Origin of the sequence: Siculibacillus lacustris, assembly GCF_004328075.1 — a bacterium.
Classification (GTDB): Bacteria; Pseudomonadota; Alphaproteobacteria; order Rhizobiales; family Ancalomicrobiaceae; genus Siculibacillus; species Siculibacillus lacustris.
On record NZ_SJFN01000001.1, the window covers coordinates 36,027 to 59,145 of the forward strand.

The window sequence follows — 23,119 nt, forward strand, 5'->3', positions numbered from 1 at the left end:
TCTCGCCGTCGCCGACGTCGTATCCGCTCAGGCCCAGGGACCTTCGATCGCCGCGCGAGTCTCTTCGACCGCCACCGCCCAGATCGCCGCCATCTCGGCGTCGTCGCGCTGGTAGAGGCCGTGGTAGTTGCCGTCGCCGATCAGCCGGCGGCGTTCGCCGGGATCGGACATGGCCAGCGCCACGCGGTCGATCTCGGGCTTGCGTTCGGTCGGCTGGACGACGCCGGCGACCCGCGTCCAGGGGAAATTCTCCATCCACGAGGCGTGCGAGGCGGCCGGATCGATCGCCATCACCTTGGCCCAGGTGGCCGGCGCGCGCCACCAGTCGTGCAGCTTGACCCGGCTGCCGCGGCGGCGGTCGAGCCATTCGGCGGCGATGGTCGCCACCGGACTGTTGCCGCCGTGGCCGTTGACCAGGGTGATGCGGCGGAAACCGGAGCGGTGGAGGCCCTCGAGCAGGTCCTCGATCAGCGCGCAATAGGTCGAGAGCCGCAGCGACACGGTGCCGGGATAGTCGACGAAACCGGCGGCCAGCCCATAGGGCAGCACCGGGAACACCGGCACGCCGAGCGGTTCGGCCGCTTCGATCGCGACCTTCTCGGCGAGGACGGCGTCGGTGGCGAGGCTGAGATGGGCGTGCTGTTCGACGCTGCCGATCGGCAGGACACAGCGGTCGTCGAGCGCTGCGCGTTCGGAAACGCCGTTCCAATTCATCGCTGCGATCCGCATGAAACCTCCCCTGTCGCGCCCGTCCACGAAGACACCGTTTCGCTTGCCGCAGAAATGAGCAAATGCAAACGAATGCGTCACCGCGTTAGTTCTGATCGGAACCAGATCAAGATGATTGACGGCTCAATCCATTGGTGTCAAGTTTCATACGGAACTAATTCCCCGAAGATGACGAGAGCCGGATGGACGCCTTGGAGAGCCGTATCGGGATGCTCTGGCCGGATGCGGCGGCCTTCGCCGCGGGTCATGGGCTCGATCCGCTGGTGGCCACCAAGCTGTGGGAGAACCCGTGCTGGTTCTCGTTCCGGCTGAACTACCTCGCCCTGCACTTCAACGGACCGGTCTACGGCTACATCCAGGAGCGTCACGGCCTGATGCGGCCGGAATACGTGGTGCTCTATTCGCTGTCGCTGAAGGACGGCTCGACCGCCAAGGCGATCAGCGAATCCTCGGGCTTCCCCAAGACCACCATCAGCCGGGCGGTACAGTCGCTGATCGAGCGCCGGCTGATCGAGCGTACACCCGATTCCGGCGACCGTCGCAGCTTTCGCCTCGAACTGACCGCCGAGGGCCGCCGGATCACCGACGAGACCCTGACGCCGATGTTGGAACGCGAGCGCCTGATGCTCGCCCCGCTCAGCCCGGCCGAACGTTTCATGCTCGCCGAACTGCTCGCCAAACTGGTCGTCGCCGCCCCGACTTGGCCCGACGCCGTACTTCCCGGACCCGCGACCGTCTGACGACGGACGGACCGTTCATCGGAGGACTCGACATGATGCGCATCCGCAGTCTCACGTTGGCGACCTCACTGGTCGCCCTCGGCCTCGCCGCCGCGCTCGTCCCGGCGAGTGCCCAGACCCTGAACATCGGCGTCCGCGCCGGGCCGCTGTCGATCGACCCGCACTTCACCGCGGTCGGCACCCAGGCCGAGGCGGTCAAGCACATCTTCGACAGTCTGGTGGTGTCGGGCAACGATCTCGAGCTGAAGCCGGGCCTGGCGACCAGCTGGACGGTGCTCGACGAGACCCATTGGGAGTTCAAGCTGCGGCCGGGCGTCAAGTTCCACGACGGCTCCGACTTCACCGCGGAAGACGTCAAGTTCTCGATCGAGCGCATCCCGGCGGTGACCGGACCCAATCCGACGACGATCTATGTGCGCCGTGTCAAGGGCATCACCATCGTCGATCCGCTGACCATCCGGATCGAGACCGACGGTCCGGCGCCGACCCTGCCCAACGACTTCGTCCGGCTGTTCGTGGTGTCGCACACCGCGGCCAAGGACTTCTCGACCAAGGACACCGCGACCGCCGGATTCAATTCCGGCAAGGCGGCGATCGGCACCGGCCCCTACAAGTTCGTCTCGTGGACGCCCAACGAGCAGTTGGTGCTGGAGCGGTTCGACGGCTACTGGGGCGGCAAGGAGCCCTGGGAGAAGGTGGTCCGCAAGGAACTGCCCAACGACGCCGCCCGGGTGGCGCAGCTCAAGGCCGGTCAGGTCGACATCATCGCCCGCACCCCGGCCGCCGACGTGCCGTCGCTGGAGAAGGATCCGAAGATCGCCACGGTGCGCAAGGAGAGCGCCTACATCTTCTACGTCGAGTTCGACATGCGCGAGAAGACGCCGCAGGTCACCGCCAAGGACGGCTCGCCGCTGCCCAAGAACCCCTTCCTCGATCCCAAGGTGCGCGAGGCCTTCGATCTGGCGATCGATCGCGAGGCACTGACCGAGATCGCCATGGAAGGGCTCGGCAGCGCCACCGGCCAGCTGGTCACCTCCAACATCTTCGGCTACGACAAATCGATCGGCGTGCCGAAGCCCGACATCAAGAAGGCCAAGGCGCTGCTCACCGAGGCGGGCTATCCGGCCGGCTTCAAGGTGGTGTTCTCCTTCACCAACGACCGCCTGCCCGGCGACCGCGCCGTCGGCACCACCATCGCCCAGATGCTGGCGTCGATCGGCGTCGACGCCGCGGCCAACGCCCAGCCCGGCGCCGTCTACTTCCCGGCCAAGACCCGCGGCGACTATTCGCTGACCATGGCCGGCTGGGGCACGCTGACCGGCGAAGCGAACTACACCCTCGGCGGCCTGCTGCACACCTATGACGCCAAGACCAAGTTCGGCACCTTCAACGTGCGCGGCTATTCCAACGCCCGCATGGACGAGATCGTCGAAAAGGCCGCGGTGGAGATCGATCCGGCCAAGCGCGAGGCGCTCCTGAAGGAGGGCAACCGGCTGGTCGCCTCCGATCGGCCGTCGCTGCCGATCGCCTCGGTGGTGACCGTGTGGTCGATGCAGAAGGACAAGGTGACGATCGTCCCGCGTTCCGACGAGGACACGCTGGCGATGAACATCAAGCCCGCCAAGAAGTGAGACCGACTCCTCCGTCGCCGCGGATCCCTGCAGCGACGGAGCGTCTTTCCGGAGGCGCCGCGGGCGCCGACCACCGCCCCGAGGCGCGGCCGATCGCCCCGCCGCAGCCTCTGCCATACAAGTTCGAAGACTTCGGTTGACGCCATCGGCGGCTTCGGCTTTGATCCCTCCCAATCGCTCGCGTGACCCGCACGAGCACGCCCGGATCTGCGCAAGGATCAGGGTGGGGGAGGACGGCCTTGTACGATTTCAACTTCGCGCCGGTGTTCGCGTCGAGCGACCAGCTCCTGCGCGGAGCGGCGGTCACGCTGGAATTGTCCTGCGAAGCGATGGCGATCGGTCTGGTGATCTCGATCGGGCTCGCCGCCGCCAAGACCTCCAAGATCGCGCCGCTGCGCTGGGTGGTCCAGGCCTATATCGAGCTGATCCGCAACACGCCGTTCCTGGTGCAGATCTTCTTCATCTTCTTCGGTCTGCCGAGCATCGGGCTCCGGATGTCGCCGGATGCGGCGGCGCTGCTCGCCCTGGTGGTCAATTTCTGCGCCTATGCGACCGAGATCATCCGGGCCGGCATCGAGTCGATCGCCGTCGGGCAGATCGAGGCGGGCCGGGCGCTCGGGCTGAAGCCGCTGCAGGTGTTCCGCTACATCATCCTGAAACCGGCTCTGCGGACCGTCTATCCGGCGCTGACCAGCCAGTTCATCTATCTGATGCTGACCTCCAGCGTCGTCTCGGTGATCTCGGCCGGCGACCTCACCGCCGCCGGCGCCGACGTCCAGTCGCGGACCTTCGCCAGCATGGAGGTCTACCTGGTGATCACCGTGGTCTATTTCCTGATGTCGGCCGGGTTCTCGGCGCTGTTCGGAGCGATCGAGCGCGCCGCCTTCCGCTATCCGTTGTCCCGCTAGGAGGCCAGGCATGATCCGCACCTTCGGCTGGAACGAGTTCCTGTTCATCCTGATGGCGATCCGCTGGACGATCGCCCTGTCGGCGATCGCCTTCATCGGCGGCGGCATCGGCGGGCTGGCGATCGCTCTGGCGCGGACCTCCGGCGACAAGGTCGTCCGTCAGGCCACCGCCGGCTTCATCCGCGTCTTCCAGGGCACGCCGCTGCTGTTGCAGCTGTTCCTGGTCTATTTCGGCATGGCGGTGGTCGGCGCGGCGATCAACCCGTGGATCGCCGCCGCCCTCGCCCTGACCCTGCACGCCTCGGCCTTCCTCGGCGAGATCTGGCGCGGCTGCATCGAGGCGGTGCCGCTGGGGCAGAACGAGGCGGCGACGGCGCTCGGCCTCAAATGGGCCTCGCGCCAGCGCTGGATCATTCTGCCGCAGGCCGCCCGCATCGCGGTGGCGCCGACCGTCGGCTTCCTGGTGCAGTTGATCAAGGGCACTTCGCTCGCCGCGATCATCGGCTTCACCGAGCTGACGCGGGCCGGGCAGATCATCAACAACGCGACCTTCGAGCCCTTCACGGTGTTCTCGATCGTCGCGGGCCTCTACTTCGTCCTGTGCTGGCCGCTGTCGCTGCTCGCCCGTCAGGCCGAAATCCGTTTCGCACGGGCCTCCGCACGCTGAGAAAGGCCCCGGCAGCGCCGGTCGTCGACCGTCAACAGAGAGGAAATCCCATGAATCTCACTCGTCGCAACGCAACGCTCCTGATCGGCTTCGGGCTCCTCGGCGGCGCCGCCGTGGGCCCGGCTTCAGCCCAGACCGTGTCCGAGATCAAGGGGCGCGGCGTCATCAACATCGGCATGCTGGTCGACTTCCCGCCCTTCGGCATCATGAACACCGACAACCAGCCCGACGGCTACGACGCCGACGTCGCCAAGCTGCTCGCCGCCGACCTCGGGGTGAAGGTCAACATCGTGCCGGTGACCGGCCCGAACCGCATCCCCTACCTGCTGTCGAGCCAGATCGACGTGCTGGTCGCCTCCCTCGGGATCACCCCGGAACGGGCCGAGAAGGTCGACTTCTCGTCGCCCTACGCCGGCATCCGGCTGTCGATCATCGGCGACAAGACCAAGGATCTCGCCAGCCCCGAGAAGCTGGTCGGCAAGCGCGTCGGCGTCGCCCGCGCCTCGACCCAGGACACCGCAGTGACCAAGGTGGCGTTGCCCGGCACGCTGATCCAGCGCTTCGACGACGACGCTTCGGCGACCCAGGCCCTGCTCTCCGGTCAGGTCGACGCGATCGGCTGTTCCAACACCGTCGTCGCCCAGATCCTCAAGGTGGCGCCCGGCCGCTTCGTCGAGACCTTCCCGCTCAGCCAGCAGGTCCAGGGCATCGCGGTGCGGCCGAAGCAGACCGAGTTCCTCGCGGCGATCAACGCCTTCGTGGCCAAGATCAAGGCCGACGGCCGGCTCGAGGCGATCAGCCAGAAGTGGCTGAAGGCGCCGCTCGCCGACTTCGTGGCCGCGGCCAAGTGATGTGACGACAGGGAGTCTTCCGCGATGACGACGACGAGCGAGACTGCGGCGGAGGCACCGCGGAAGACCCTGGAGACGGCGGTCCGGATGGAGGCCGTGAACAAGTGGTACGGCGCCTTCCAGGCGCTGAAGAACGTCGACCTCGAGGTCAGAAGCGGCGAGCGCATCGTCGTCTGCGGGCCCTCGGGGTCGGGCAAGTCGACGCTGATCCGCTGCATCAACCAGCTCGAGGCGATCCAGTCCGGGCGGATCTTCGTCGACGGCATCGAACTCACGGCGGGGGGCAAGAACGTCGACGCGATCCGCCGCGAGGTCGGCATGGTGTTCCAGCAGTTCAATCTGTTCCCGCACATGACGGTGCTGGAGAACTGCACGCTGGCGCCGATGAAGGTGCGGGGCGAGACTCGCGACGCGGCCGAGGCGACGGCGCGCAAGTACCTCGCCCGGGTCCACATTCCGGAACAGGCCGACAAATATCCGGCGCAACTCTCCGGCGGCCAGCAGCAGCGGGTGGCGATCGCCCGTGCCCTGTGCATGAACCCCAAGATCATGCTGTTCGACGAACCGACCTCGGCGCTCGATCCGGAGATGGTCAAGGAGGTCCTCGACACGATGATCGACCTCGCCGACGGCGGCATGACCATGCTGGTGGTGACCCACGAGATGGGCTTCGCCCGCCGCGTCGCCGACCGGGTGATCTTCATGGATCGCGGCGAGATCGTCGAAATGGCGCCGCCCGACCGGTTCTTCGACGACCCACAGCACGAACGCACCCGCACCTTCCTCGGCCAGATCGCCTGAGGCGGGACCCGGGGGCGGATCCCGCCGCGCCGAGCGCCGGCGAACCGGCCAGTCGGCCTGCGGACCCCTTCGCTGCGCCGCCGCGAGATCGGGTCTCCCATGCGGCGGCGCAGCAACGCAGGCGTTGCGGGCCGCGGCGGTCGTCTCTAGAAGAGCTCGGGTCCGGTCGCGGCGACCGAGGCTGCGAGGGACGACCCGATGATCCGCGGTTTCGCGATCCTGCTCTTGTGCCAATTGGTCGGCGAGGCGATCGCCCGCGGCACCGGTCTGCCGGTGCCCGGGCCGGTGCTCGGCTTCGCCGGGCTGGTGGCGGCGCTCGCCTGGTTCGACCGGCACGGCGACGTCGACGACACGATCCTCGCCTCGAGCGATCTCGGACGGGTGTCGAACGGCCTGCTCGCCACGCTGTCGCTGCTGTTCGTGCCGGCCGGCGTCGGGGTGATCCAGCATCTCGACGTGATCGGCGCGCAAGGGCTGGCGATCACCCTCGCCCTGGTGATCTCGACGGCGGTGACGCTGGCGGTGACCGTCGGCACCTTCGTGGCGGTCAAACGCTTGATGACCCGCACCGAGGAGCCGCGGCGATGACCGGCACGGCGCTGTGGGTCTACCTGTCGACCAGTCCGCTGTTCTGGCTGACCGTGACGCTGATGGTGTGGATCGCCGCCGATCAGCTGTCGCTGGCGGCCAATCGCCATTCGCTGGTCAACCCGGTGCTGGTGTCGATCATCGTGCTGGCTGCGACGCTGAAGGTGACCGGCACCGACTACCGGGTCTATTTCGACGGCGCCCAATTCGTGCATTTCCTGCTCGGGCCGGCGACGGTGGCGCTGGCCGTGCCGCTCCACCGCAATCGCGAGTTGGTGCGCAAGAATCTGGTGCCGATGGCGGCGGCGTTGGTCGTCGGGTCGGTGGTGGCGATCGTCTCGGCGGTGGGGATCGCGCTGGTCGCCGGGGCCTCGCGCTCGGTGGTGGTGTCGCTGGCGCCGAAGTCGGTGACCGCGGCGGTGGCGATGGCGGTGTCGGAGACGCTGGGCGGGGTACCGGCGCTGACCGCGACCATGGTGATCGCCACCGGCATCCTCGGGGCGATCCTGCTGACGCCGATGATGGACGCGCTCCGGGTCCGCGATCCGGCGGCGCGCGGTTTCGCCGCCGGCCTCGCCTCGCACGGCATCGGCACGGCGCGGGCCTTTTCGGTCGATCCGGTGGCCGGCGCCTTCGCCGGCATCGCCATGGCGCTCAACGCGCTCCTGACGCCGGTGCTCGCCCCGTTGGTGCTGCGGCTGTTCTTCTGACGGCCGCCGGACTCCCGGAACGGTCGTAAATTCGAACGAAGTCCTCGCCGAAACTGTAATTTCAATTTTTATAAACGAATAATCGACCCCTCCGCCGGCAAGAGTGTAGGCCCGACCGACCTCCCGACGAGAGCGAGCAGATGAAGACCATTTCCAGCCGTATGTTGGTAATATTTCTATCGCTGTTCCTGTCGATCGTGGGTTTGGCCGGGGTCAGTCTCTACTCAAACTCGCAGATGACCGCCGCTCTGGAGAGTGTCTTCGCCGACCGGGTGGTTCCCTTGCGTGACCTCAAGGCGGTCTCCGACGCCTATGCCGTCGACATCGTCGACACCACCCACAAGACCCGGGCGGGTGCGCTGAAGCCCGACCAGGCGATCATCACCGTCGAACACGCGGGAACCGCGGCGCACCGGCGTTGGTCCGCCTACATGGCGACCTACATGGACGCCCAGGAGAAGGCGCTGGCCGCGACCGCGGGCGATCGCTTCGCGGCGGCGGATACCGCGGCGGCCGAGCTCGTGACGATCCTGAAGAGCGGCGACCGGGCGCGCCTGGCGACCTTCGCCGAGACCCGCCTCTATCCGGCGATCGATCCCTTGACCGGGGCGATCGACGACCTGATCAAGCTGCAGGTCACCGAGGCCGAGGCCTCCTACACCCACGCCGTGGCGATCAACCGGGTGATATGGGGACTGATCGTCGCCTCGATCGTTCTCGGCCTGGGTCTGGTCGCCGGCGGCGCCTGGATCGTCCGGCGCTCGGTGGTGCAGCCCCTGGCGGCGATCACCGAGACCATGCATCGCCTCGCCGACCACGATCTCACGGTCGAGATCGGCTCCGCCGGCGCCCGCGACGAGATCGGTACGATGGCCCGCGCCGTGGTGGTGTTCCGCGACGGGATGCGCGAGGCCGACGGACTGCGCCGCGCTCAGGCCGAGGAAGAGGCGGCCAAGCGGCTGCGGGCCGAGCGCATCGATGCGCTGCTCGACGGGTTCGACCGCACCGCCGGGCAGATCGTCGGCGTGGTCTCTGCGTCGGCCGGCGAGTTGCAACTGGCCGCCCGGACCCTGACCGGCGCGGCGGAGGAGGCGACGCGGCAATCGACCGCAGTGTCGGCGGCCTCCGAAGAGGCGACGGCCAACGTCCTCACCGTGGCGGACGCCTCGGAACGGATCGCCGACTCGTTCCGCCGGATCACCGAGCGGGTCGACGAGGCGGCTTCGGTCTCGGCGGAGGCGGTGCGCGAGGCCGATACGACGATGCAGTCGGTGAAGGCCCTGACCGCCGGCACGCTGAAGATCGGCGAGATCTCCGGCCTGATCGACGCCATCGCCGCCCAGACCAATCTGCTCGCCCTCAATGCGACGATCGAAGCGGCCCGCGCCGGCGAGGCCGGCCGCGGCTTCGCGGTGGTGGCGGCGGAGGTCAAGGGGCTCGCCGACCAGACCGCCCGGGCGACCGCCCAGATCACCGCGCAGATCGGCGAGATCCAGGCGTCGAGCGACGGGGCGGTGACGGCGCTGACGACGATCGCCGAGACCGTCGGCCGTTTCGAGGCGATCTCCGCGGCGATCGCTTCGGCGGTCGACGCCCAGGCGGCGACCAGCGCCGAGATGGCCCGCAACGTCCAGCAGGCGGCGATCGGCACCGGCGAGGTCACCACCAACATCGCCGGCGTCAACCGCGCAACGGAAGAGACCTCGTCGGCGGCGACCCAGGTCTACGGCGCCTCGAGCGAACTCACCCGCCAGGCCGATGCGCTCCGCGACGAGGTCGGACGCTTCCTCGGCGCGGTGCGGGCCGCCTGATCACGCCGCGTCGACCGGGGCCGGCACGACGGCCGCGGTGGCCGCGGCGCCGAGCGGCGCCTCGAGCCGGCGGCCGGTCGCGGCGTCGAAGAGATGCAGCGCGTCGGGCGGGCAGCCGAAGGCGAGGCCCTCGGGCGCGCCTTCGACCAGACGGGCCGGCACCTGGGCGACGAAGGTGCGACCGGCGAACAGGCCATGGGCGAGCGCCGCCGGTCCGAGATGTTCGACGAACTGCAGATCGAAGCGACCGCGGATCGGCTGCTCGAGCGCCGCTTCGCCGACCACCAGGGCTTCGGGGCGCAGACCGAGGGTGACGGCGCGGCCGGGCGCCAGAGCGAGGCCGGGCACCGCCAGGGTGGTGCCGTCGGCGAAGGCCAGCGTCTCGTCGCGGCCGACGGTACCGTCGATCAGGTTCATCGGCGGCGAACCGATGAAGCCGGCGACGAAGCGGCTGGCGGGACGGTGATAGACCTCGGTCGGGGTGCCGATCTGTTCGATCCGGCCGGCGTCGAGCACGACGATGCGATCGGCCAGCGTCATCGCCTCGACCTGATCGTGGGTGACGAAGATCGAGGTGGCCGACAGGCGATTGTGCAGGCGGCGGATCTCGATGCGCATCTGCACGCGCAGTTTGGCGTCGAGATTGGACAAGGGCTCGTCGAACAGGAACACCTTGGGCGAGCGGATCATCGCCCGGCCCATGGCGACGCGCTGACGCTGGCCGCCGGAGAGCTGGGCGGGACGGCGATCGAGGAGATCGCCGAGCCCGAGGATCGCCGCCACCGCCTCGACCCGGGTGCGCCGCTCGGCCTTGGGCACGCCGGCGACCTTGAGGGCATAGGAGATGTTGTCGGCGACGGTCATGTGCGGATAGAGCGCGTAGTTCTGGAACACCATGGCGCAGCCACGCTCACGCGGCTCGAGCTGGTTGACCACCACGCCCTCGATGGCGATCTCGCCGCCGGTGATGTCCTCGAGGCCGGCGATCATGCGCAGCAGCGTGGATTTGCCGCAGCCCGAGGGCCCGAGCACCACCAGGAACTCGCCGGAGCGGATCTCGAGGTCGAGGGCATGGACGATCTGGGTCTTGCCATAGGACTTGGCGACCTTGCGGATGGAAATGTCGGCCATGGCGCTTCTCACTTCTCGGTGGCGATGAGGCCGCGGACGAACCATCGCTGCATGACGATCACCACCACCAGGGTCGGGGCCATGACGATCAGGGTCCCGGCCATGGCGATGTTCCATTCGGGAATGCCGCCGACGTTGGGGATCAATTGCTTCAGTTCGGTGACGGCGGTGGCGTGGCTCGGCTCGGTGGTGACCAGGAGCGGCCACAGGTATTGGTTCCAGGCCCACAGGAACATGATGGTGGCGAGCGCCGCGACGTTGTTGCGCGACAGGGGCAGGACCATGTCGAAGAAGAAGCGGATCGGTCCGGCGCCGTCCATCTTGGCGGCCTCGACCAGTTCGTCGGGCAGCGTCAGGAAGAACTGGCGATAGAGGAAGGTGCCGGTCGCGGTGGCGACCAGCGGCAGGATCAGGCCGGTGTAGGAATTGAGCAGGCCGAACTGCAGATCGACATGGACGCCGGCGAAGCGTTCGATCAGCCAGGTGAGCCCGGTCACGTCGAGGATCGCCTGATAGGGGCCGAGGACGTTGGCGGCGACCGCATAGGTCGGGACGATGCGCACCTCGAGCGGCAGCATCAGGGTGACGAAGATCGACCAGAAGATCAGCTGCCGGCCGGGGAAGCGGAAGAACACGATGGCGTAGGCGGTGAGCGCCGAGACGATCACCTTGCCGCCCGCCACGCCGGCGGCGAAGACGAAGCTGTTGAACAGCTTGTGGCCGAGGTCGGCGCGGGTCCAGGCTTCCGTGAGATTCTCCAGGAAGTGGCCGCCGGGGATGAGCGGCATCGGCACCAGATTGACGTCGCGCAGATCGTGCGAGGCGGCGACGGCCACCACCACGAAGGGCAGGACCGCGACGACGAAGCCGAGGGCCAGCACCACCTGGGTGACGACGTCGAGAACAGGCGTTCGTTCGATCACGGTCGCCTCACTTGTAGTGGACCCGCCGCTCGATGAAGCGGAACTGGAGGATGGTGAGCCCCATGATGAGGATCATCAGGATGATCGACTGGGCCGCCGCGCCGGAATAGTCGAGGCCGCGGAAGCCGTCGAAATAGATCTTGTAGACCATCAGTTCGGTGGCCCGCGCCGGACCGCCGGCGGTCATGATGTCGACGATGCCGAAGGAGTCCTGGAAGCTCTCGGTGATGTCGATCACCAGCAGGAAGAACACCGTCGGGGTCAGCAGCGGCAGTTGGATGTCGACGAGGCGGCGCAGCACGCCGGCGCCGTCGAGCGCCGCCGCCTCGATGTGCGAGCGCGGGATCGACTGCAGCGCCGACAGGAAGAAGATGAAATCGTAGCCGACGTATTTCCACGAGAAGGCGGCGATCACCGAGATCATCGCGTCGGTGCCGTTCAGGCCCGGATCCCAGATCCCCGGCCAGACGTCGTTGACGAAGGCGATCAATCCGGCCTGGGGCGCCAGCATGAAGCGGAAGGCCAGCGCCAGGGCCGGCGCGGCGATGCCGTAGGGCCAGATCAGCACCACCCGGTAGAGCCGCGAGCCGGTCAGTTCGCGATCGACGCAGACCGCCAGCAGCAGGGCGCAGATCATGGCGATCGCGGTCGAGAAGCCGGCGAAGACGATGCTGCGCCAGACCGAGGCCCAATAGTTGGGATCGGACAGTATCTCGCGGAAATTGTCGAGGCCGACCCAGATGTTGCCGCCGCCCCAGGGCTGCTGCAGGGTCAGCGACCAATAGACCGCCTGACCGGCCGGCCAATAGAAGAAGGTGAAGATCAGCACGATCTGGGGGATCGCGAAGCCGATGCCGATCCACCATTGGCGATAGGTCGCACGCTTTTCCATACGATCCGAAGCTCCACCTCGCGCCTGTCCGCAATCGTCCGAGCCACGCCGTCTGCCGTCATCCCCGGCCGGAGTGCGCGGAGCGCACGCCGGGAAAGGGGATCCAGCGGCGTCCCTCGAACGGAAACGCCCCCTGGATCCCCTTCCCTCGCTGCGCTCGCCGGGGACGACGGCGCAGCGAGGGGCGGTGATCGAGGGGGCTCGTCTCCGGATCAGGGATCAGGGCAGGGTCTTGCCCTTGTAGGTCGCCTCGAAGCGGCGCAGCACGGCGTTGCCGCGAGTGACGATGCCGTCGATGGCGGTCTGGACGTCGGACTTGCCGGAGAAGATCTCCTGCAGGCCGTTGCCGACCTCGGCGCGGATCTGGGTGAAGCCGCCCAGCCGGATGCCGCGGGTGACGGCCGAGGGCTCGGCGGCGGTCAGCGAGGCGATCGCCACTTCACGGCCCTTGTAGGGGGCCTTGTCGTAGAACCCTTGCGCCTTCATGTATTCGAAGCCGGAGGTGGTGACCGGGATGTAACCGGTGACGGTCGACCAGAACAGCGCGCTCTCGGGCTTGGCGATGAAGGCGAGGAAGGCGGCCGCGCCCTTGTATTCGGCGGGCGACTTGCCCTTCAGCACCCACAGCGAGGCGCCGCCGACCAGGCTGTTCTGACGCTTGACGCCGGCATAGACCGGCAGCGGCGCGACGTCCCAGGAGAGGCCGTCCTTGGCGGTCTTGGCGACCGTGCCGTGATCGCCGACCGAGGTCATGATCATCTGGCAGTCGCCGCCGGCGAAGGCCTGGACCATGTCCTGACCCTGCTCCTTGGCCTTGATCTTGACGAGGCCGGCGTCATACCACTTCTTCAGATCGGTGACGTACTTGACGAACTTGGTCTTGTTGAACACCAGTTCCGCGTCGAGCCCGTCGAAACCGTTGTTCTTGCTGGCGATCGGCTCGTTGTGCAGGGCCGAGAACTGCTCCAGCAGCTGCCAGCTCTCGTTGGCCGAGATATTGATGGCGACCGGGCACTCGTAGCCGGCGGCCTTCAGCTTGGTCGCGTCGGCTTCGACCTCTTCCCAGGTCTTGGGGGCTTCGGTCTTGCCGATCTTCTCGAAGGCGGCCTTGTTCCAATAGAGCAGCGCGGTCGAGGAGTTGAAGGGGAAGGAGAACATCTCGCCCTTCGAGGTGGCGTAGTAGGACGAGATGCCGTGGATGTAGTCGCCCCATTTGATGTCGTAGCCGTTGTCGGTCATCAGCTTGTTGGCCGGATAGAAGGCTTCCGACAGCATCATGGTGGCGGTGCCGACGTCGTAGACCTGGACGACGGTCGGCTGTTTGTTGGCGCGGAAGGCGGCGATGGTGTTCTGCAGCGCGGCGTCGTAGTTGCCCTGGCTGGTGCAGACCACTTCGAAGTCGCCCTGGGCGGCGTTGAAGCGGCCGCAGACGTCCTGGACGCGCTTCTCGAGGTCGCCGCTGAGGCCGAACCAGAAGTCGAACTTGGTCTTGTCGGCGGCGGGCGCCGCGGCCGACGTCAGCACGACGGCGACGGTGGCGAGCAGGATCTTCTTGAGCATGGGCCGTTCCTCGATTGCGCGGAGCGGCGGCCCGACGGGCCCCGCTGCGTCAGGGAGATGCGGCGGACATTGCTCGGACGAGATGACGGTCGGCCGACGCTTTCATGACGGTCGAATGAATTCGCCCGGCTCTCCCCAGGCGAGGCGCGGGCGGCGGGGAGGCGCCGCCCGCAACCCGCGTCAGAGGGCGGCGCCGGCGCGGGCCGAGCCGAAGATCGTGTCGCGTGGGGGCAGTTCGCCCGAGGCGAGCCCGGCGATCCATTCGTCGGTCGGCAGGACCGCGGCGAAGCGCGCCTGCATCACCACCAGGCACACGCGGTGGATCTCCTCGGCGGTGGCCCGGCCGGCGCGGTTGGCGTAAGCCAGCGACCCGGTGGCGTCGGACAGAACTTCGACGGCGAAGCCCATGTGCAGCGCGTGGATCACCGTCGACAGATCGCAGTTGTGGGTCATGTAGCCGACCACGGTGATCGTCTCGATCGCCCGGGCGCGCAGCCAGGATTCGAGGTCGGTGCCGGTGAAGGCGCTGGGCAGGGCCTTGTCGATCAGGTGGTCGCGCGGGCGGTTCGCCACGACGGGGTGGAGGGTGCCGCCGTGGCTGCCGCGGGCGAAGATCGGCGCGGTCTCGGGGGCGTTCTGGCGGATCACCACCACGGGAATCCCGGCGGCGGTGGCGGCGTCCATGGCGCGGCCGATCGCCGCGATGCTCTCGGCGAAGGGCGGATGGACGATCGGCAGGCCGCCGCCGTCGTAGTCGTTCTGGACGTCGACGACGATCAGGGCGCGGCGCGGGGCGGCGTTCGGTGCGGTCATGAGGCTCTCCTCGGGTCGAAGGGGGTGGCGTGGCGCCGATCCCGTGGTCGCATGGACGGGGCTTGCGGCGTGAGTGGCCCGAATGCCATCATGCGCGGTGATCGGGCCAATATGCCCGACGCTCGACGAGACCCTCCGCCATGCCCGCGATCGCGCCCGCGCCCCTCCTCCCGCCCCGCCCCCGCACGGTCGCCGCACCGGCGGCGACGATCGGCGTGGTGGCCTTTCCCGGAATCAATCCGTTCCATCTGGCGGTGCCGGGTCTGGTGTTCGGGGTCGACCGCGGTCTCGGCGACACCCCGCGCGATCGCCTGCTGGTCGGCGCCGCGGTGCCCGGGCGATGCCCGACCAGCGGCGGCTATGCCCTGGAGATCGACCACGACTTCGCGGCGCTGGCGGCCTGCGACATGGTGATCGTGCCGAGTTGGACCGATCCCGACGACGAGCCCGATGCGGCGCTGCTCGACCTGCTGCGCGAGGCCCACGGACGCGGCGCGCGGATCGTCGGATTGTGCCTCGGGACCTTCGTGGTCGCCGCCGCCGGGCTCCTCGACGGCCGCGCCGCCACCACCCATTGGGCGGCCGCCGAGATCCTGGCGGCACGCCATCCGGCGATCACGGTGCGGCCCGAGGTGCTCTATGTCGACGAGGGCGACGTGGTCACCGCCGCCGGGGTGGCGGCCGGGCTCGACTGCTGCCTGCACCTGCTCAGGACCCGCCACGGTGCCGAGGTCGCCAATCGGGTGGCGCGGCGGTTGGTGGTGTCGCCGCATCGCCAGGGCGGGCAGGCCCAGTTCATCGAACAGCCGGTGCGGCCGGGCCCCGAGGTCGACCGTTTCGCGCGGGTCCTCGACGCCGTGCGGGCGCGGCTCGACCGGCCGCATTCCCTCGACGCGACGGCGGCCGCGGCATCGATGAGCCGGCGAAGCTTCGTGCGCCACTTCCGCCGGGCGACCGGCACCAGCTTCGCCGCGTGGCTGCGCCACCAGCGCCTGACCGCCGCGCAGCGTCTGCTCGAGACCACCGATCGGCCGATCGAAGCGATCGCCGCGGCGGTCGGCTTCGGGTCGGCGGTGTCGTTGCGCGAGGCCTTCGAACGCAGTTTCGGCACCTCGCCGTCGCGGTGGCGGGCGACGTTCGCGAGCCGCGAGCCCGCGGGCTCCGGGGCGGAGCGTCGCACGGCGGTCGTCGAGACGGCCCATGCTGCGGTGCAGTCAAATCCGCGTCACTCTGTCGCAACCGCGAAACGAATGGCGTAAGTTCTTTTGCAATGCAGCGAAAGTCGAAAGAATCGGCCATTGTCGCGCCGCGAGGCGACGCATGATCGGCGCCCGAGACCCCATCCCAGGCGCGGCGCCACAGAGGCCGCCCGGACGAAGCGAGGATTCAGCATGACCAGCGACATCAGATCGATCACCGTGATCGGCGGCGGCACCATGGGCAGCGGCATCGCGGCGGCCTGCGCGGCCGCCGATCGCGACGTGCTGGTGCTCGAGGCGACCCGCGAACTGGCGGAAGCGGCGCGGGCGCGGGTGACGGCCCTGGCGGTCGACGCCGACGAGGCGGCGCGCTTCGCCCGTCGCCTGTCGGTCGGCACCTTCACCGACGATCTGGCGCTGATCGGCGGCTCCGACTGGATCTGCGAGGCGGTGATCGAGAAGCTCGAGGTCAAGCGCGACCTGCTGCGCCGGCTCGAGCCGCTGCGCCGCGACGGCTCGATCGTCTCGACCAACACCTCGGGCATTCCGCTGCACGACATCCTGGAGGGCGCACCGGAGCGGCTGCGGCGCGACACGCTGGTCACCCACTTCTTCAATCCGGTCCGCCTGATGCGGCTGATCGAGATCGTCTCGGGCGACGACACCAGCGCCGACGCCCACGACCGGTTGGTGCATTTCATCCACGACGTGCTCGGCAAGGGCGTGGTCGACGCCAAGGACACGCCGAATTTCATCGGCAACCGCATCGGCTGTTTCTGGATCCTGGCCGGGCTGCACAAGGCGACCGCGCATCGGGCGGCCGGCCTGTCGATCGAGACCATCGACGCGCTGATGAGCGCGCCGGTCGGCATTCCCTCGACCGGGCTCTACGGACTGGTCGATCTGATCGGCCTCGACGTGATGGATTCGATCGCCCGCAACCTCGCCGCGACGCTGCCGAACGGCGACGTCGGTCGCCATTTCGCCAGCCTGCCGGCGGCGGAAGCGGCGATGCTGGCCCGCGGTCAGCTCGGCCGCAAGTCGGGCGGCGGCTACTACCGCCTGCAGCGGACGCCGGAGGGCGGCAAGGTCAAGGAAGTCTACGAATCGGCGAGCGACAGTTGGTCGGCGGCCCGGCGGGTGACGCTCTCGCCGGCCCATGCCGATCTCGCCTCGCTGATGTTCACCGACGACGCCGAAGGCCGCTTCGCCTGGGATCTGCTCGGCGACACCCTGTGCTACGCCGCCGATCTGGTTCCCGAGATCTCCGACGACATCGTCGGCATCGATCGGGCGATGCGCTGGGGCTTCGCCTGGGGACAGGGGCCGTTCGAACTGCTCGACCGGATCGATCCGGCCCGCTTCGCCGCCCGCCTGCGGGCGGAAGGGCGGCGGATCCCGCACATGCTGGCGGTGGCGGAGAGCGTCGGCGCGACCCGGTTCTACGTCGACGGCACCCATCTCGGCACCGATGGCCGGCGGCGGCCGATCGGGCCGGAGTGAGGGCGGCACCGTCGCGGTCGGCCGGCGTGGTTCGGTCGACCGGCGACGGTGGCTGTGGGGCGACGGTGCGGCGGTGCGGCGGTGCGGCGGGATGGCACGCGCCTCCGCGGGTGACAGACTTTATTCCATAACGTCGATCGACTATGATTCCCGACGACGACCCTCCTCCGCCGATCGGAGTCGCGCCGGCCGTCGCCCGAAGCGGATCGTTCCGTCGTGGCGACGGCGTCGCACCGGTCGAGCCGCGGCGGCGGACCGCTTCCTCGTCGGGAAGGGCAGGCGATGACCGATACCGCATTCGAGGATCGCGCCACCGACCATCCCGATCGGCGCGACGAGTCCGGCGCGACGGTCGATCGCGCCGGTCGCGCGGCGATCCCGACCCTGGTGATCGGACGGTGTCTCGTCGCCGAAGCCGCGGCGGCCAGACCGGATCTGTTCGACGTCCGTCTGCACGTCTGGAACCACGCGACGGCGAGCCTGACCCGACCGCCGGTGGCGCTCGACCCGGACTTCGTGCGGTTGGCCGCGCCCAAGGTCCGTCGCGAGCTGTCGGCCGATGCCACGCGGCTGTTCCAGCGCAAGTTCGACGATCTGGCCTATGACCTGATCCTGATGGATTTCCTGCGCGACACGCGCAATCCGGTGTTCGACATCGACGGTGGGCTGGTCACCTTTTCCGAGGCCTATACCACCGACGTCGCCCTCAACCGGGAGTTCCTGGCACGGGGCCGGATGATCCCGCCCTATTCCGATCCCCACATCGAACTGTGGTTGGAGGCGATCGGCGAATTCGCAGCGCTCCTTGAGCAATGCCGACCGACGACGCCGGTGGTCTTCGCGGTCATCCCGGTGGCGCGCGTCCATCGCGACCACGCCGGGGCGATCCACCCTTTCGATGCCGAAACCCTGGCCGCCTGGGATCTGCAGATCCGCCTGCAGCAGGCGATGGCCCGCTATGCGCTCGGGCTGATTCCGAAGGCGCGGATCTACCGCTCCGACCTGGCGCTGGTCGCCGGTCACGGGGCGCCCAACGGATTGCCGCTGTCCCCGTCCCATCCGACGCTCGACGGCCTGCGGCGTCTGGGCGCGGGACTGTTCGCCCGGGCGCAGTCGAGCGAAGTGGACGAACCTCTGACCTTGTGCGATTTCTTGAAGGAATTCGCAGACATTCGACGCCGGTTCGAGCTCGCCAAATGGTCTATCCACCTGGATTCGCACTCCGCCAATAGAAACAAAACAGAAATGAACCGAGATTTTTCTCTTCGACCAGACCTCGCCGAAGTCGCGCCATTGCCGTGCGAGCCCGGCCTGCGGCGTCGGTTCGATCAGATCGTCCTGCCGCTTCTCGAGCAGGTGGCGGCCTTACGCGAAGTCGATACGTTCGCCCGCTTTCTCGGCGACACCCGCGGGCGCCATCCGATCATCCGCAAGATCGACCTCGAGAACGAGGCCGGCACGACCGGCGACGTCCTGCGGGCCGACGGCGATCATTTTCTCGACGGCTTCGGCATCCGGATCGGCGTCGGGGCGGCGTGGATCTGGGAGGGCGAATGCCGACGCCTCCTGCTCGACTTTCTGATGCACCCCTGGAGCGGCGAAGCGGAGGTCCGCTGCGACGGACGGATCCTGACCTTCGATCTGCACCACTCCGGAACGACGACGAAATCGGTTCTGCTGGCCTTCGACGACACCCGTCGGCGGCGCCTGGAGATCACGGCGACGGGCGTCGCCAATCCGCTCGGCGACGGCAGCGAGGTCTGGCTGCAACGGATCTGGGCGCTGGAACTTCCACCGGAGGGCCCCTGAGGGCCGCGCGGCTCGCGGCGAGACGGTTTGTGACCGATGGGGCGCGGCCGACGGGCGAAGGGCTCGGCGCCGAGTGATGGAGACCTTCGTCCCCGGCTTCGCCGCGGCGTGACGGTGGGCGGGGGCGGATGGCGACCGCCGTCGGTCTACCGATGCGGGCACTTGATCGTTCCTACAACGTCATCCACACTACGTTGTCGTCGCGGAAGCCTGGATCGACCGCCCAACCCGTCGCGGGACGCGACGTGTGAATCGGAAGGTGTCGGATGGCGTATGGATTGACCGAGGTCCATATCGGAGGTGATACGGTTCTGCTCGGCCGGTCGCGTCTGTTCGTCGATCTGCCGTCCGCTCTCAAGATCAATCGCGGACTCGACGTGGTGCTGAGGCGATCCCTCGCCAGTCACGATGCCACGCGGACCATCCGGACCTTCGTGGCCACGGAGAAACTCACCGATTCGATCGCGACGCTGTCGGATCAGGAGGTCCTGGCGACCCTGGAGGCCAAATTGGCGTCCGGCCAGATCGAGGCCCTGCTGCTCCGCCAGACCAGAGCGAGAGGCGCCCTGCCGACCAAACGGGCCAAGATCGCGCCGACGACACCGCGCGCGCCGGCCCGCACTGCCAACCCCTTCGCAATGGGACACCCACAGGTCGCGAGTTCGGGAGCGGGCGCCCCGCCGACGACACCCGCAGCGCAGAGAATTCCGCCGGGCTTTCCGGCGGCCCAACCCGGGGGCGGGACGGCGCGCCCCGTCGCCCAGTGGTCGACCGAGGAACGCCTCTCCTTCGTGATTCGCGGCGCCGCGTCGCGGGTCCCCGGGGAACTGGAGCAGGGACTGCTGGAGCTGCTGTCGCCGCAGAGTCTCGCCCTGATGGCCGGTTTCATCGTCGTCGGCGTCGCGGCCAACATGACTCCCTATGGATGGGTGGCCGATGCGGTGATCGCCGGGGCGGCCTTCGTGTTCGGGGGAATCGCGGCGATCCACGCCCTGAAGGATCTGGCGGAATGTTTCGCCGAGATCTCGACGGCCAAGTCCGAGAGAGATCTGGACAAGGCCGGCGACGCGCTGGCCCGCGCCGTCGTGGCGATCGGCCTGACCGGCCTGATGGCGATCCTGCACCGCATCGCCGCGCGGCGAGCCGGGCGAGGGGGGGTCAAGGGGGCGGAGTCGGAGGAGACTCTTCCGAGGAATTCCGAACGCCGCCCCGATGTTCAGCGAAGTTCAGGCGCCAATTCGTTCGCCGAAAAGCCAGAAAAGCCCTCTCCGAGCCCGGCACGAGAGGAGAAGCCCAAGCCAAAGGAAGCCACGAAGAGCGTCAAATCACCCAGGACCAATGAAGAAATACGCCAATGGTACAATGATGAAGTCGGCAAAATCCCCGAACTGAATGCGAAGTGGAAGGAACAAGGACTCGGAGCGGAAGAGCGTGCTCGACGAGCATATGAAATACGCCATAATGCACGCTTGCAGGCTCGGGCGTTCATGGAAAACCCCGACGAGGTCGCGGCACTGCGCGCCCGCGACAAGGCGAAATATGGCAATCCTGACGGACCCTCCTTCGAACAACTCGTGGAGGACAACAAAAAGTCGGGGCTCTCCGGAGATGAAATCTATGAATCGATGATCGACAGCTCAAGGCGTACGAGCAAAGAATACAATGAAAAATTCGGTATAAAGCCAAGGAGTCCTTAAATGCCGAAAATCTCCATGCGACTTGAGCCGATATCCTGGGAAAAGACTCCATCGGCGGAATTTCCCTACGAGGCCGAACACGAAGGAAAGAAATTGTCCATAAGGATAAATGATTTTCCGGAAGAGCCGTTCTATACGCTCTTTGTCGATCTTGAGCTTGCTGAAAACTTCGATGATTGGCCGAAAAATTGGAAGCGCCCCAAGTAATCCATCGGGCACGATTTTCGGAGTTTACCTTCTTTGTTGCGTCGGTCGATTTGTCCTGTCGCCGGGCATGCCGTCATGCTCGGCACGAACAACATCAATTCGTCGACTTCGTCGACTCACCGACATCTGGTCTCGACCGCGGGCTCGTTTCCGTGCGCAACCGAATCGACCGCACCGAGAGGCCCGAGTCATCCTCAGACGACTTCCGGTTTCGCCGGATACCGAGTCTCAATGTGAGGCCGCCCACCGATCATGACGAGGGCGCGTCGTCGAGTTTTTGATTTCGAGCAACGGAAAGATTTGGCGATCTCCATCCCGCCCCGGTCGACACCGAACCACCGCGACGCAGAAGGGTCGCCCATCGCGTTTCCGGCTTCGCCTCTGGCCTTCCCCCCGCCCACGAGGCCCGCTTCCCTGCACGACCCCAGCCGGCGATCCGTCCCCGGATGTCGGCGGGAATGCGCTTCGAGAACTGTGGGAGAGGGTGCCTGAACGTTGCGCAAGTCGGTTCGGCCCGAACGGCCTGCGTCACACCCTACCTCACGGTCGGGTGACCACACCACTCTGATGGGCTTCAACTCTTTGACGCGTAACACATCTCGGGAGAGATGGTGCCCAGGAGAGGACTCGAACCTCCACTCCTTGCGGAACACGGACCTGAACCGTGCGCGTCTACCAATTCCGCCACCTGGGCAACGGCGGCGTAAGTACGGGCTCGGGCGGGGCTTGTCAATCGCCTCGAGGTCGCTCCGACGCGCTTTCCACCATTGGCGGTTCCGCGGGCGCTTCACAGGAGGCGCGGGGAAGGCTAAGAACCAATCCGGTATTCGACAGGCGAGAAGGTTCGAACGCATGACCGCTCCGCTCCAAGGCTCCTCGCAGGGCAGGCTCGTCACCATCTTCGGCGGTTCGGGCTTCGTCGGACGACAGGTCGTCCGCGCGCTCGCCCGTCGCGGCTGGCGCATCCGCGCCGCCGTCCGCCGGCCCGATCTCGCCGGCCATCTCCAGCCCTGCGGAACCCCCGGCCAGATCACCGCGGTCCAGGCCAACATCCGCCGCGAATATCGCTGGTCGATCGACCGGGCGATCGAGGGCGCCGACGCCGTCGTCAATCTGGTCGGCATCCTCGCCCAGAGCGGCCGCCAGCATTTCTCCGAGGTCCAGGCCGACGGCGCCAAGATGATCGCCGAGGCGACCCGGGCGGCCGGCCTGACGTCGATGGTCCATCTCTCGGCGATCGGCGCCGACGACGACAGCCCGTCGCTCTATGCCCAGTCCAAGGCGCGCGGCGAGAACGCGGTCCACCACGTCCTGCCGCAGTCGGTGATCCTGCGTCCGTCGGTGCTGTTCGGACCCGACGATTCGTTCTTCAACAAGATCGGCGGCCTCGCCGCGCTGTCGCCGGTGTTCCCGCTGATCGGCGGCGGCCACACCCTGTTCCAGCCGGCCTTCGTGCGCGACGTCGCCGAGGCGGTGGCGATCGCGGTGGAAGGCGGCGCCAAGCCCGGCACGACCTACGAACTCGGCGGACCGACCGTGAAGTCGTTCCGCGAATGCGTCGAACTGGTGCTGGAGATCACCCATCGCAAGCGCTGGCTGGTCACCTGGCCGTCGGCGATGGCCAAGTTCCAGGCGAAATATTTCTTCGAGTGGCTGCCCAACAAGCTGGTCACCGCCGATCAGGTCGAACTGCTGAAGACCGACAACGTGGTCTCGGCCGCGGCGGTCGCCGAAGGGCGCACCTTCGCCGGGCTCGGCATCGCGCCGATCGCCGCGGAGGCCGAACTGCCGACCTATCTGTGGCGCTTCCGCGAGCACGGCCAGTTCGATCGCGGGCTCGCCTGAGCGGCGCGACCCACCGCGGGCGGCAGGGGCGGCGCGCTTGTCGACCCGGCCGGGGCGGCCTATAGCTCTGGTCATCGGTCGTGCCCCCGGCGAGGTCGGGCGGA

General features: G+C 67.8%; 21 protein-coding genes and 1 tRNA gene. 15 read left to right on the forward strand and 7 right to left on the reverse strand.

Annotation, left to right across the window (positions count from 1 at the left end; translation table 11 throughout):
- Positions 1 to 27 precede the first annotated feature (27 nt).
- A complete protein-coding gene (locus EYW49_RS00175; protein ID WP_131304705.1) occupies positions 28 to 729 on the reverse strand; it encodes a creatininase family protein in 702 nt (233 codons plus the stop codon).
- 209 nt (positions 730 to 938) lie between these two features.
- Here EYW49_RS00175 and EYW49_RS00180 point away from each other — a divergent pair, with 209 nt between their 5' ends.
- The 9 genes from EYW49_RS00180 to EYW49_RS00220 all read left to right on the forward strand — a co-directional run bounded on the left by EYW49_RS00180 (position 939) and on the right by EYW49_RS00220 (position 9,436).
- Positions 939 to 1,469: a MarR family winged helix-turn-helix transcriptional regulator gene (locus EYW49_RS00180; protein ID WP_131304707.1), complete on the forward strand. Its 531-nt coding sequence runs from the start codon at positions 939 to 941 to the stop codon at positions 1,467 to 1,469.
- Between the two features lie 32 nt (positions 1,470 to 1,501).
- The gene (locus EYW49_RS00185; protein ID WP_228259342.1) at positions 1,502 to 3,100 is read left to right on the forward strand and encodes an ABC transporter substrate-binding protein; all 1,599 of its coding nucleotides are present in this window, start codon (positions 1,502 to 1,504) and stop codon (positions 3,098 to 3,100) included.
- Between the two features lie 239 nt (positions 3,101 to 3,339).
- Complete coding sequence (locus tag EYW49_RS00190) at positions 3,340 to 4,008, forward strand: amino acid ABC transporter permease (RefSeq protein WP_131304712.1); 669 nt, start codon at positions 3,340 to 3,342, stop codon at positions 4,006 to 4,008.
- Between the two features lie 10 nt (positions 4,009 to 4,018).
- Positions 4,019 to 4,675, forward strand: coding sequence for an amino acid ABC transporter permease (locus EYW49_RS00195; protein ID WP_131304714.1), 657 nt, complete (start codon positions 4,019 to 4,021; stop codon positions 4,673 to 4,675).
- A 50-nt stretch (positions 4,676 to 4,725) separates the two neighbouring features.
- Complete coding sequence (locus EYW49_RS00200; protein ID WP_131304716.1) at positions 4,726 to 5,526, forward strand: transporter substrate-binding domain-containing protein; 801 nt, start codon at positions 4,726 to 4,728, stop codon at positions 5,524 to 5,526.
- Positions 5,527 to 5,613: 87 nt separating this feature from the next.
- A complete protein-coding gene (locus EYW49_RS00205; RefSeq protein WP_407695456.1) occupies positions 5,614 to 6,327 on the forward strand; it encodes an amino acid ABC transporter ATP-binding protein in 714 nt (237 codons plus the stop codon).
- Between the two features lie 198 nt (positions 6,328 to 6,525).
- The gene (locus EYW49_RS00210) at positions 6,526 to 6,915 is read left to right on the forward strand and encodes a CidA/LrgA family protein (RefSeq protein ID WP_131304720.1); all 390 of its coding nucleotides are present in this window, start codon (positions 6,526 to 6,528) and stop codon (positions 6,913 to 6,915) included.
- Entirely contained in the window at positions 6,912 to 7,625 is a 714-nt protein-coding gene (locus EYW49_RS00215; RefSeq protein ID WP_131304722.1) for an LrgB family protein, read from the forward strand. The genes EYW49_RS00210 and EYW49_RS00215 overlap by 4 nt, the downstream gene beginning before the upstream one ends.
- A 140-nt stretch (positions 7,626 to 7,765) precedes the next feature.
- Entirely contained in the window at positions 7,766 to 9,436 is a 1,671-nt protein-coding gene (locus tag EYW49_RS00220; RefSeq protein ID WP_131304724.1) for a methyl-accepting chemotaxis protein, read from the forward strand.
- Here EYW49_RS00220 and EYW49_RS00225 read toward each other — a convergent pair whose 3' ends face one another.
- The 5 genes from EYW49_RS00225 to EYW49_RS00245 all read right to left on the reverse strand — a co-directional run bounded on the left by EYW49_RS00225 (position 9,437) and on the right by EYW49_RS00245 (position 14,755).
- Positions 9,437 to 10,567: an ABC transporter ATP-binding protein gene (locus tag EYW49_RS00225; protein WP_131304726.1), complete on the reverse strand. Its 1,131-nt coding sequence runs from the start codon at positions 10,565 to 10,567 to the stop codon at positions 9,437 to 9,439.
- Positions 10,568 to 10,575: 8 nt separating this feature from the next.
- Positions 10,576 to 11,490 carry an ABC transporter permease subunit gene (locus tag EYW49_RS00230; RefSeq protein ID WP_131304728.1) on the reverse strand — a complete coding sequence of 305 codons (915 nt, stop codon included), beginning with the start codon at positions 11,488 to 11,490 and terminating at the stop codon, positions 10,576 to 10,578.
- A gap of 7 nt (positions 11,491 to 11,497) precedes the next feature.
- A complete protein-coding gene (locus tag EYW49_RS00235; RefSeq protein ID WP_131304730.1) occupies positions 11,498 to 12,382 on the reverse strand; it encodes a carbohydrate ABC transporter permease in 885 nt (294 codons plus the stop codon).
- Between the two features lie 219 nt (positions 12,383 to 12,601).
- A complete protein-coding gene (locus EYW49_RS00240) occupies positions 12,602 to 13,942 on the reverse strand; it encodes an extracellular solute-binding protein (protein WP_131304732.1) in 1,341 nt (446 codons plus the stop codon).
- Between the two features lie 180 nt (positions 13,943 to 14,122).
- On the reverse strand, positions 14,123 to 14,755 hold the full coding sequence (locus tag EYW49_RS00245; protein WP_131304734.1) for a cysteine hydrolase family protein: 633 nt from the start codon (positions 14,753 to 14,755) through the stop codon (positions 14,123 to 14,125).
- 140 nt (positions 14,756 to 14,895) lie between these two features.
- Here EYW49_RS00245 and EYW49_RS00250 point away from each other — a divergent pair, with 140 nt between their 5' ends.
- The 5 genes from EYW49_RS00250 to EYW49_RS00270 all read left to right on the forward strand — a co-directional run bounded on the left by EYW49_RS00250 (position 14,896) and on the right by EYW49_RS00270 (position 21,170).
- On the forward strand, positions 14,896 to 16,014 hold the full coding sequence (locus EYW49_RS00250; protein WP_131304736.1) for a GlxA family transcriptional regulator: 1,119 nt from the start codon (positions 14,896 to 14,898) through the stop codon (positions 16,012 to 16,014).
- A 132-nt stretch (positions 16,015 to 16,146) separates the two neighbouring features.
- Complete coding sequence (locus EYW49_RS00255; protein WP_131304738.1) at positions 16,147 to 17,457, forward strand: 3-hydroxyacyl-CoA dehydrogenase family protein; 1,311 nt, start codon at positions 16,147 to 16,149, stop codon at positions 17,455 to 17,457.
- 282 nt (positions 17,458 to 17,739) lie between these two features.
- Positions 17,740 to 19,266, forward strand: a complete 1,527-nt coding sequence (locus tag EYW49_RS00260) for a DUF6270 domain-containing protein (protein WP_131304740.1) — start codon at positions 17,740 to 17,742, stop codon at positions 19,264 to 19,266.
- 266 nt (positions 19,267 to 19,532) lie between these two features.
- Positions 19,533 to 20,963 (forward strand): hypothetical protein, encoded by a 1,431-nt coding sequence (locus EYW49_RS23220; protein ID WP_206365332.1) that lies wholly within the window; start codon positions 19,533 to 19,535, stop codon positions 20,961 to 20,963.
- Positions 20,964 to 21,170 (forward strand): hypothetical protein, encoded by a 207-nt coding sequence (locus EYW49_RS00270; RefSeq protein ID WP_206365333.1) that lies wholly within the window; start codon positions 20,964 to 20,966, stop codon positions 21,168 to 21,170.
- A 609-nt stretch (positions 21,171 to 21,779) separates the two neighbouring features.
- On the opposite strand, the gene EYW49_RS00275 is transcribed toward EYW49_RS00270, so the two are convergent.
- Positions 21,780 to 21,864, reverse strand: a tRNA-Leu gene (locus EYW49_RS00275).
- Positions 21,865 to 22,022: 158 nt separating this feature from the next.
- On the opposite strand from EYW49_RS00275, the gene EYW49_RS00280 reads away from it, so the two are divergent.
- Positions 22,023 to 23,015, forward strand: coding sequence for a complex I NDUFA9 subunit family protein (locus EYW49_RS00280; protein WP_131304742.1), 993 nt, complete (start codon positions 22,023 to 22,025; stop codon positions 23,013 to 23,015).
- The last annotated feature ends 104 nt before the right edge of the window (positions 23,016 to 23,119 follow it).

What these genes read in the sequence shown, in the direction of transcription:
- EYW49_RS00250 (WP_131304736.1), top strand. Translation starts at nt 14,896, where the DNA reads ATGCCCGCGATCGCGCCCGCGCCCCTCCTCCCGCCCCGCCCCCGCACG.
- EYW49_RS00255 (WP_131304738.1), top strand. Translation starts at nt 16,147, where the DNA reads ATGACCAGCGACATCAGATCGATCACCGTGATCGGCGGCGGCACCATG.
- EYW49_RS00260 (WP_131304740.1), top strand. Translation starts at nt 17,740, where the DNA reads ATGACCGATACCGCATTCGAGGATCGCGCCACCGACCATCCCGATCGG.
- EYW49_RS00245 (WP_131304734.1), bottom strand. Translation starts at nt 14,755, where the DNA reads ATGACCGCACCGAACGCCGCCCCGCGCCGCGCCCTGATCGTCGTCGAC.
- EYW49_RS00220 (WP_131304724.1), top strand. Translation starts at nt 7,766, where the DNA reads ATGAAGACCATTTCCAGCCGTATGTTGGTAATATTTCTATCGCTGTTC.
- EYW49_RS00200 (WP_131304716.1), top strand. Translation starts at nt 4,726, where the DNA reads ATGAATCTCACTCGTCGCAACGCAACGCTCCTGATCGGCTTCGGGCTC.
- EYW49_RS00180 (WP_131304707.1), top strand. Translation starts at nt 939, where the DNA reads ATGCTCTGGCCGGATGCGGCGGCCTTCGCCGCGGGTCATGGGCTCGAT.
- EYW49_RS00225 (WP_131304726.1), bottom strand. Translation starts at nt 10,567, where the DNA reads ATGGCCGACATTTCCATCCGCAAGGTCGCCAAGTCCTATGGCAAGACC.
- EYW49_RS00270 (WP_206365333.1), top strand. Translation starts at nt 20,964, where the DNA reads ATGCCGAAAATCTCCATGCGACTTGAGCCGATATCCTGGGAAAAGACT.
- EYW49_RS00175 (WP_131304705.1), bottom strand. Translation starts at nt 729, where the DNA reads ATGCGGATCGCAGCGATGAATTGGAACGGCGTTTCCGAACGCGCAGCG.
- EYW49_RS00205 (WP_407695456.1), top strand. Translation starts at nt 5,614, where the DNA reads ATGGAGGCCGTGAACAAGTGGTACGGCGCCTTCCAGGCGCTGAAGAAC.
- EYW49_RS00185 (WP_228259342.1), top strand. Translation starts at nt 1,502, where the DNA reads ATGATGCGCATCCGCAGTCTCACGTTGGCGACCTCACTGGTCGCCCTC.
- EYW49_RS23220 (WP_206365332.1), top strand. Translation starts at nt 19,533, where the DNA reads ATGGCGTATGGATTGACCGAGGTCCATATCGGAGGTGATACGGTTCTG.
- EYW49_RS00195 (WP_131304714.1), top strand. Translation starts at nt 4,019, where the DNA reads ATGATCCGCACCTTCGGCTGGAACGAGTTCCTGTTCATCCTGATGGCG.
- EYW49_RS00280 (WP_131304742.1), top strand. Translation starts at nt 22,023, where the DNA reads ATGACCGCTCCGCTCCAAGGCTCCTCGCAGGGCAGGCTCGTCACCATC.
- EYW49_RS00240 (WP_131304732.1), bottom strand. Translation starts at nt 13,942, where the DNA reads ATGCTCAAGAAGATCCTGCTCGCCACCGTCGCCGTCGTGCTGACGTCG.
- EYW49_RS00215 (WP_131304722.1), top strand. Translation starts at nt 6,912, where the DNA reads ATGACCGGCACGGCGCTGTGGGTCTACCTGTCGACCAGTCCGCTGTTC.
- EYW49_RS00235 (WP_131304730.1), bottom strand. Translation starts at nt 12,382, where the DNA reads ATGGAAAAGCGTGCGACCTATCGCCAATGGTGGATCGGCATCGGCTTC.
- EYW49_RS00210 (WP_131304720.1), top strand. Translation starts at nt 6,526, where the DNA reads ATGATCCGCGGTTTCGCGATCCTGCTCTTGTGCCAATTGGTCGGCGAG.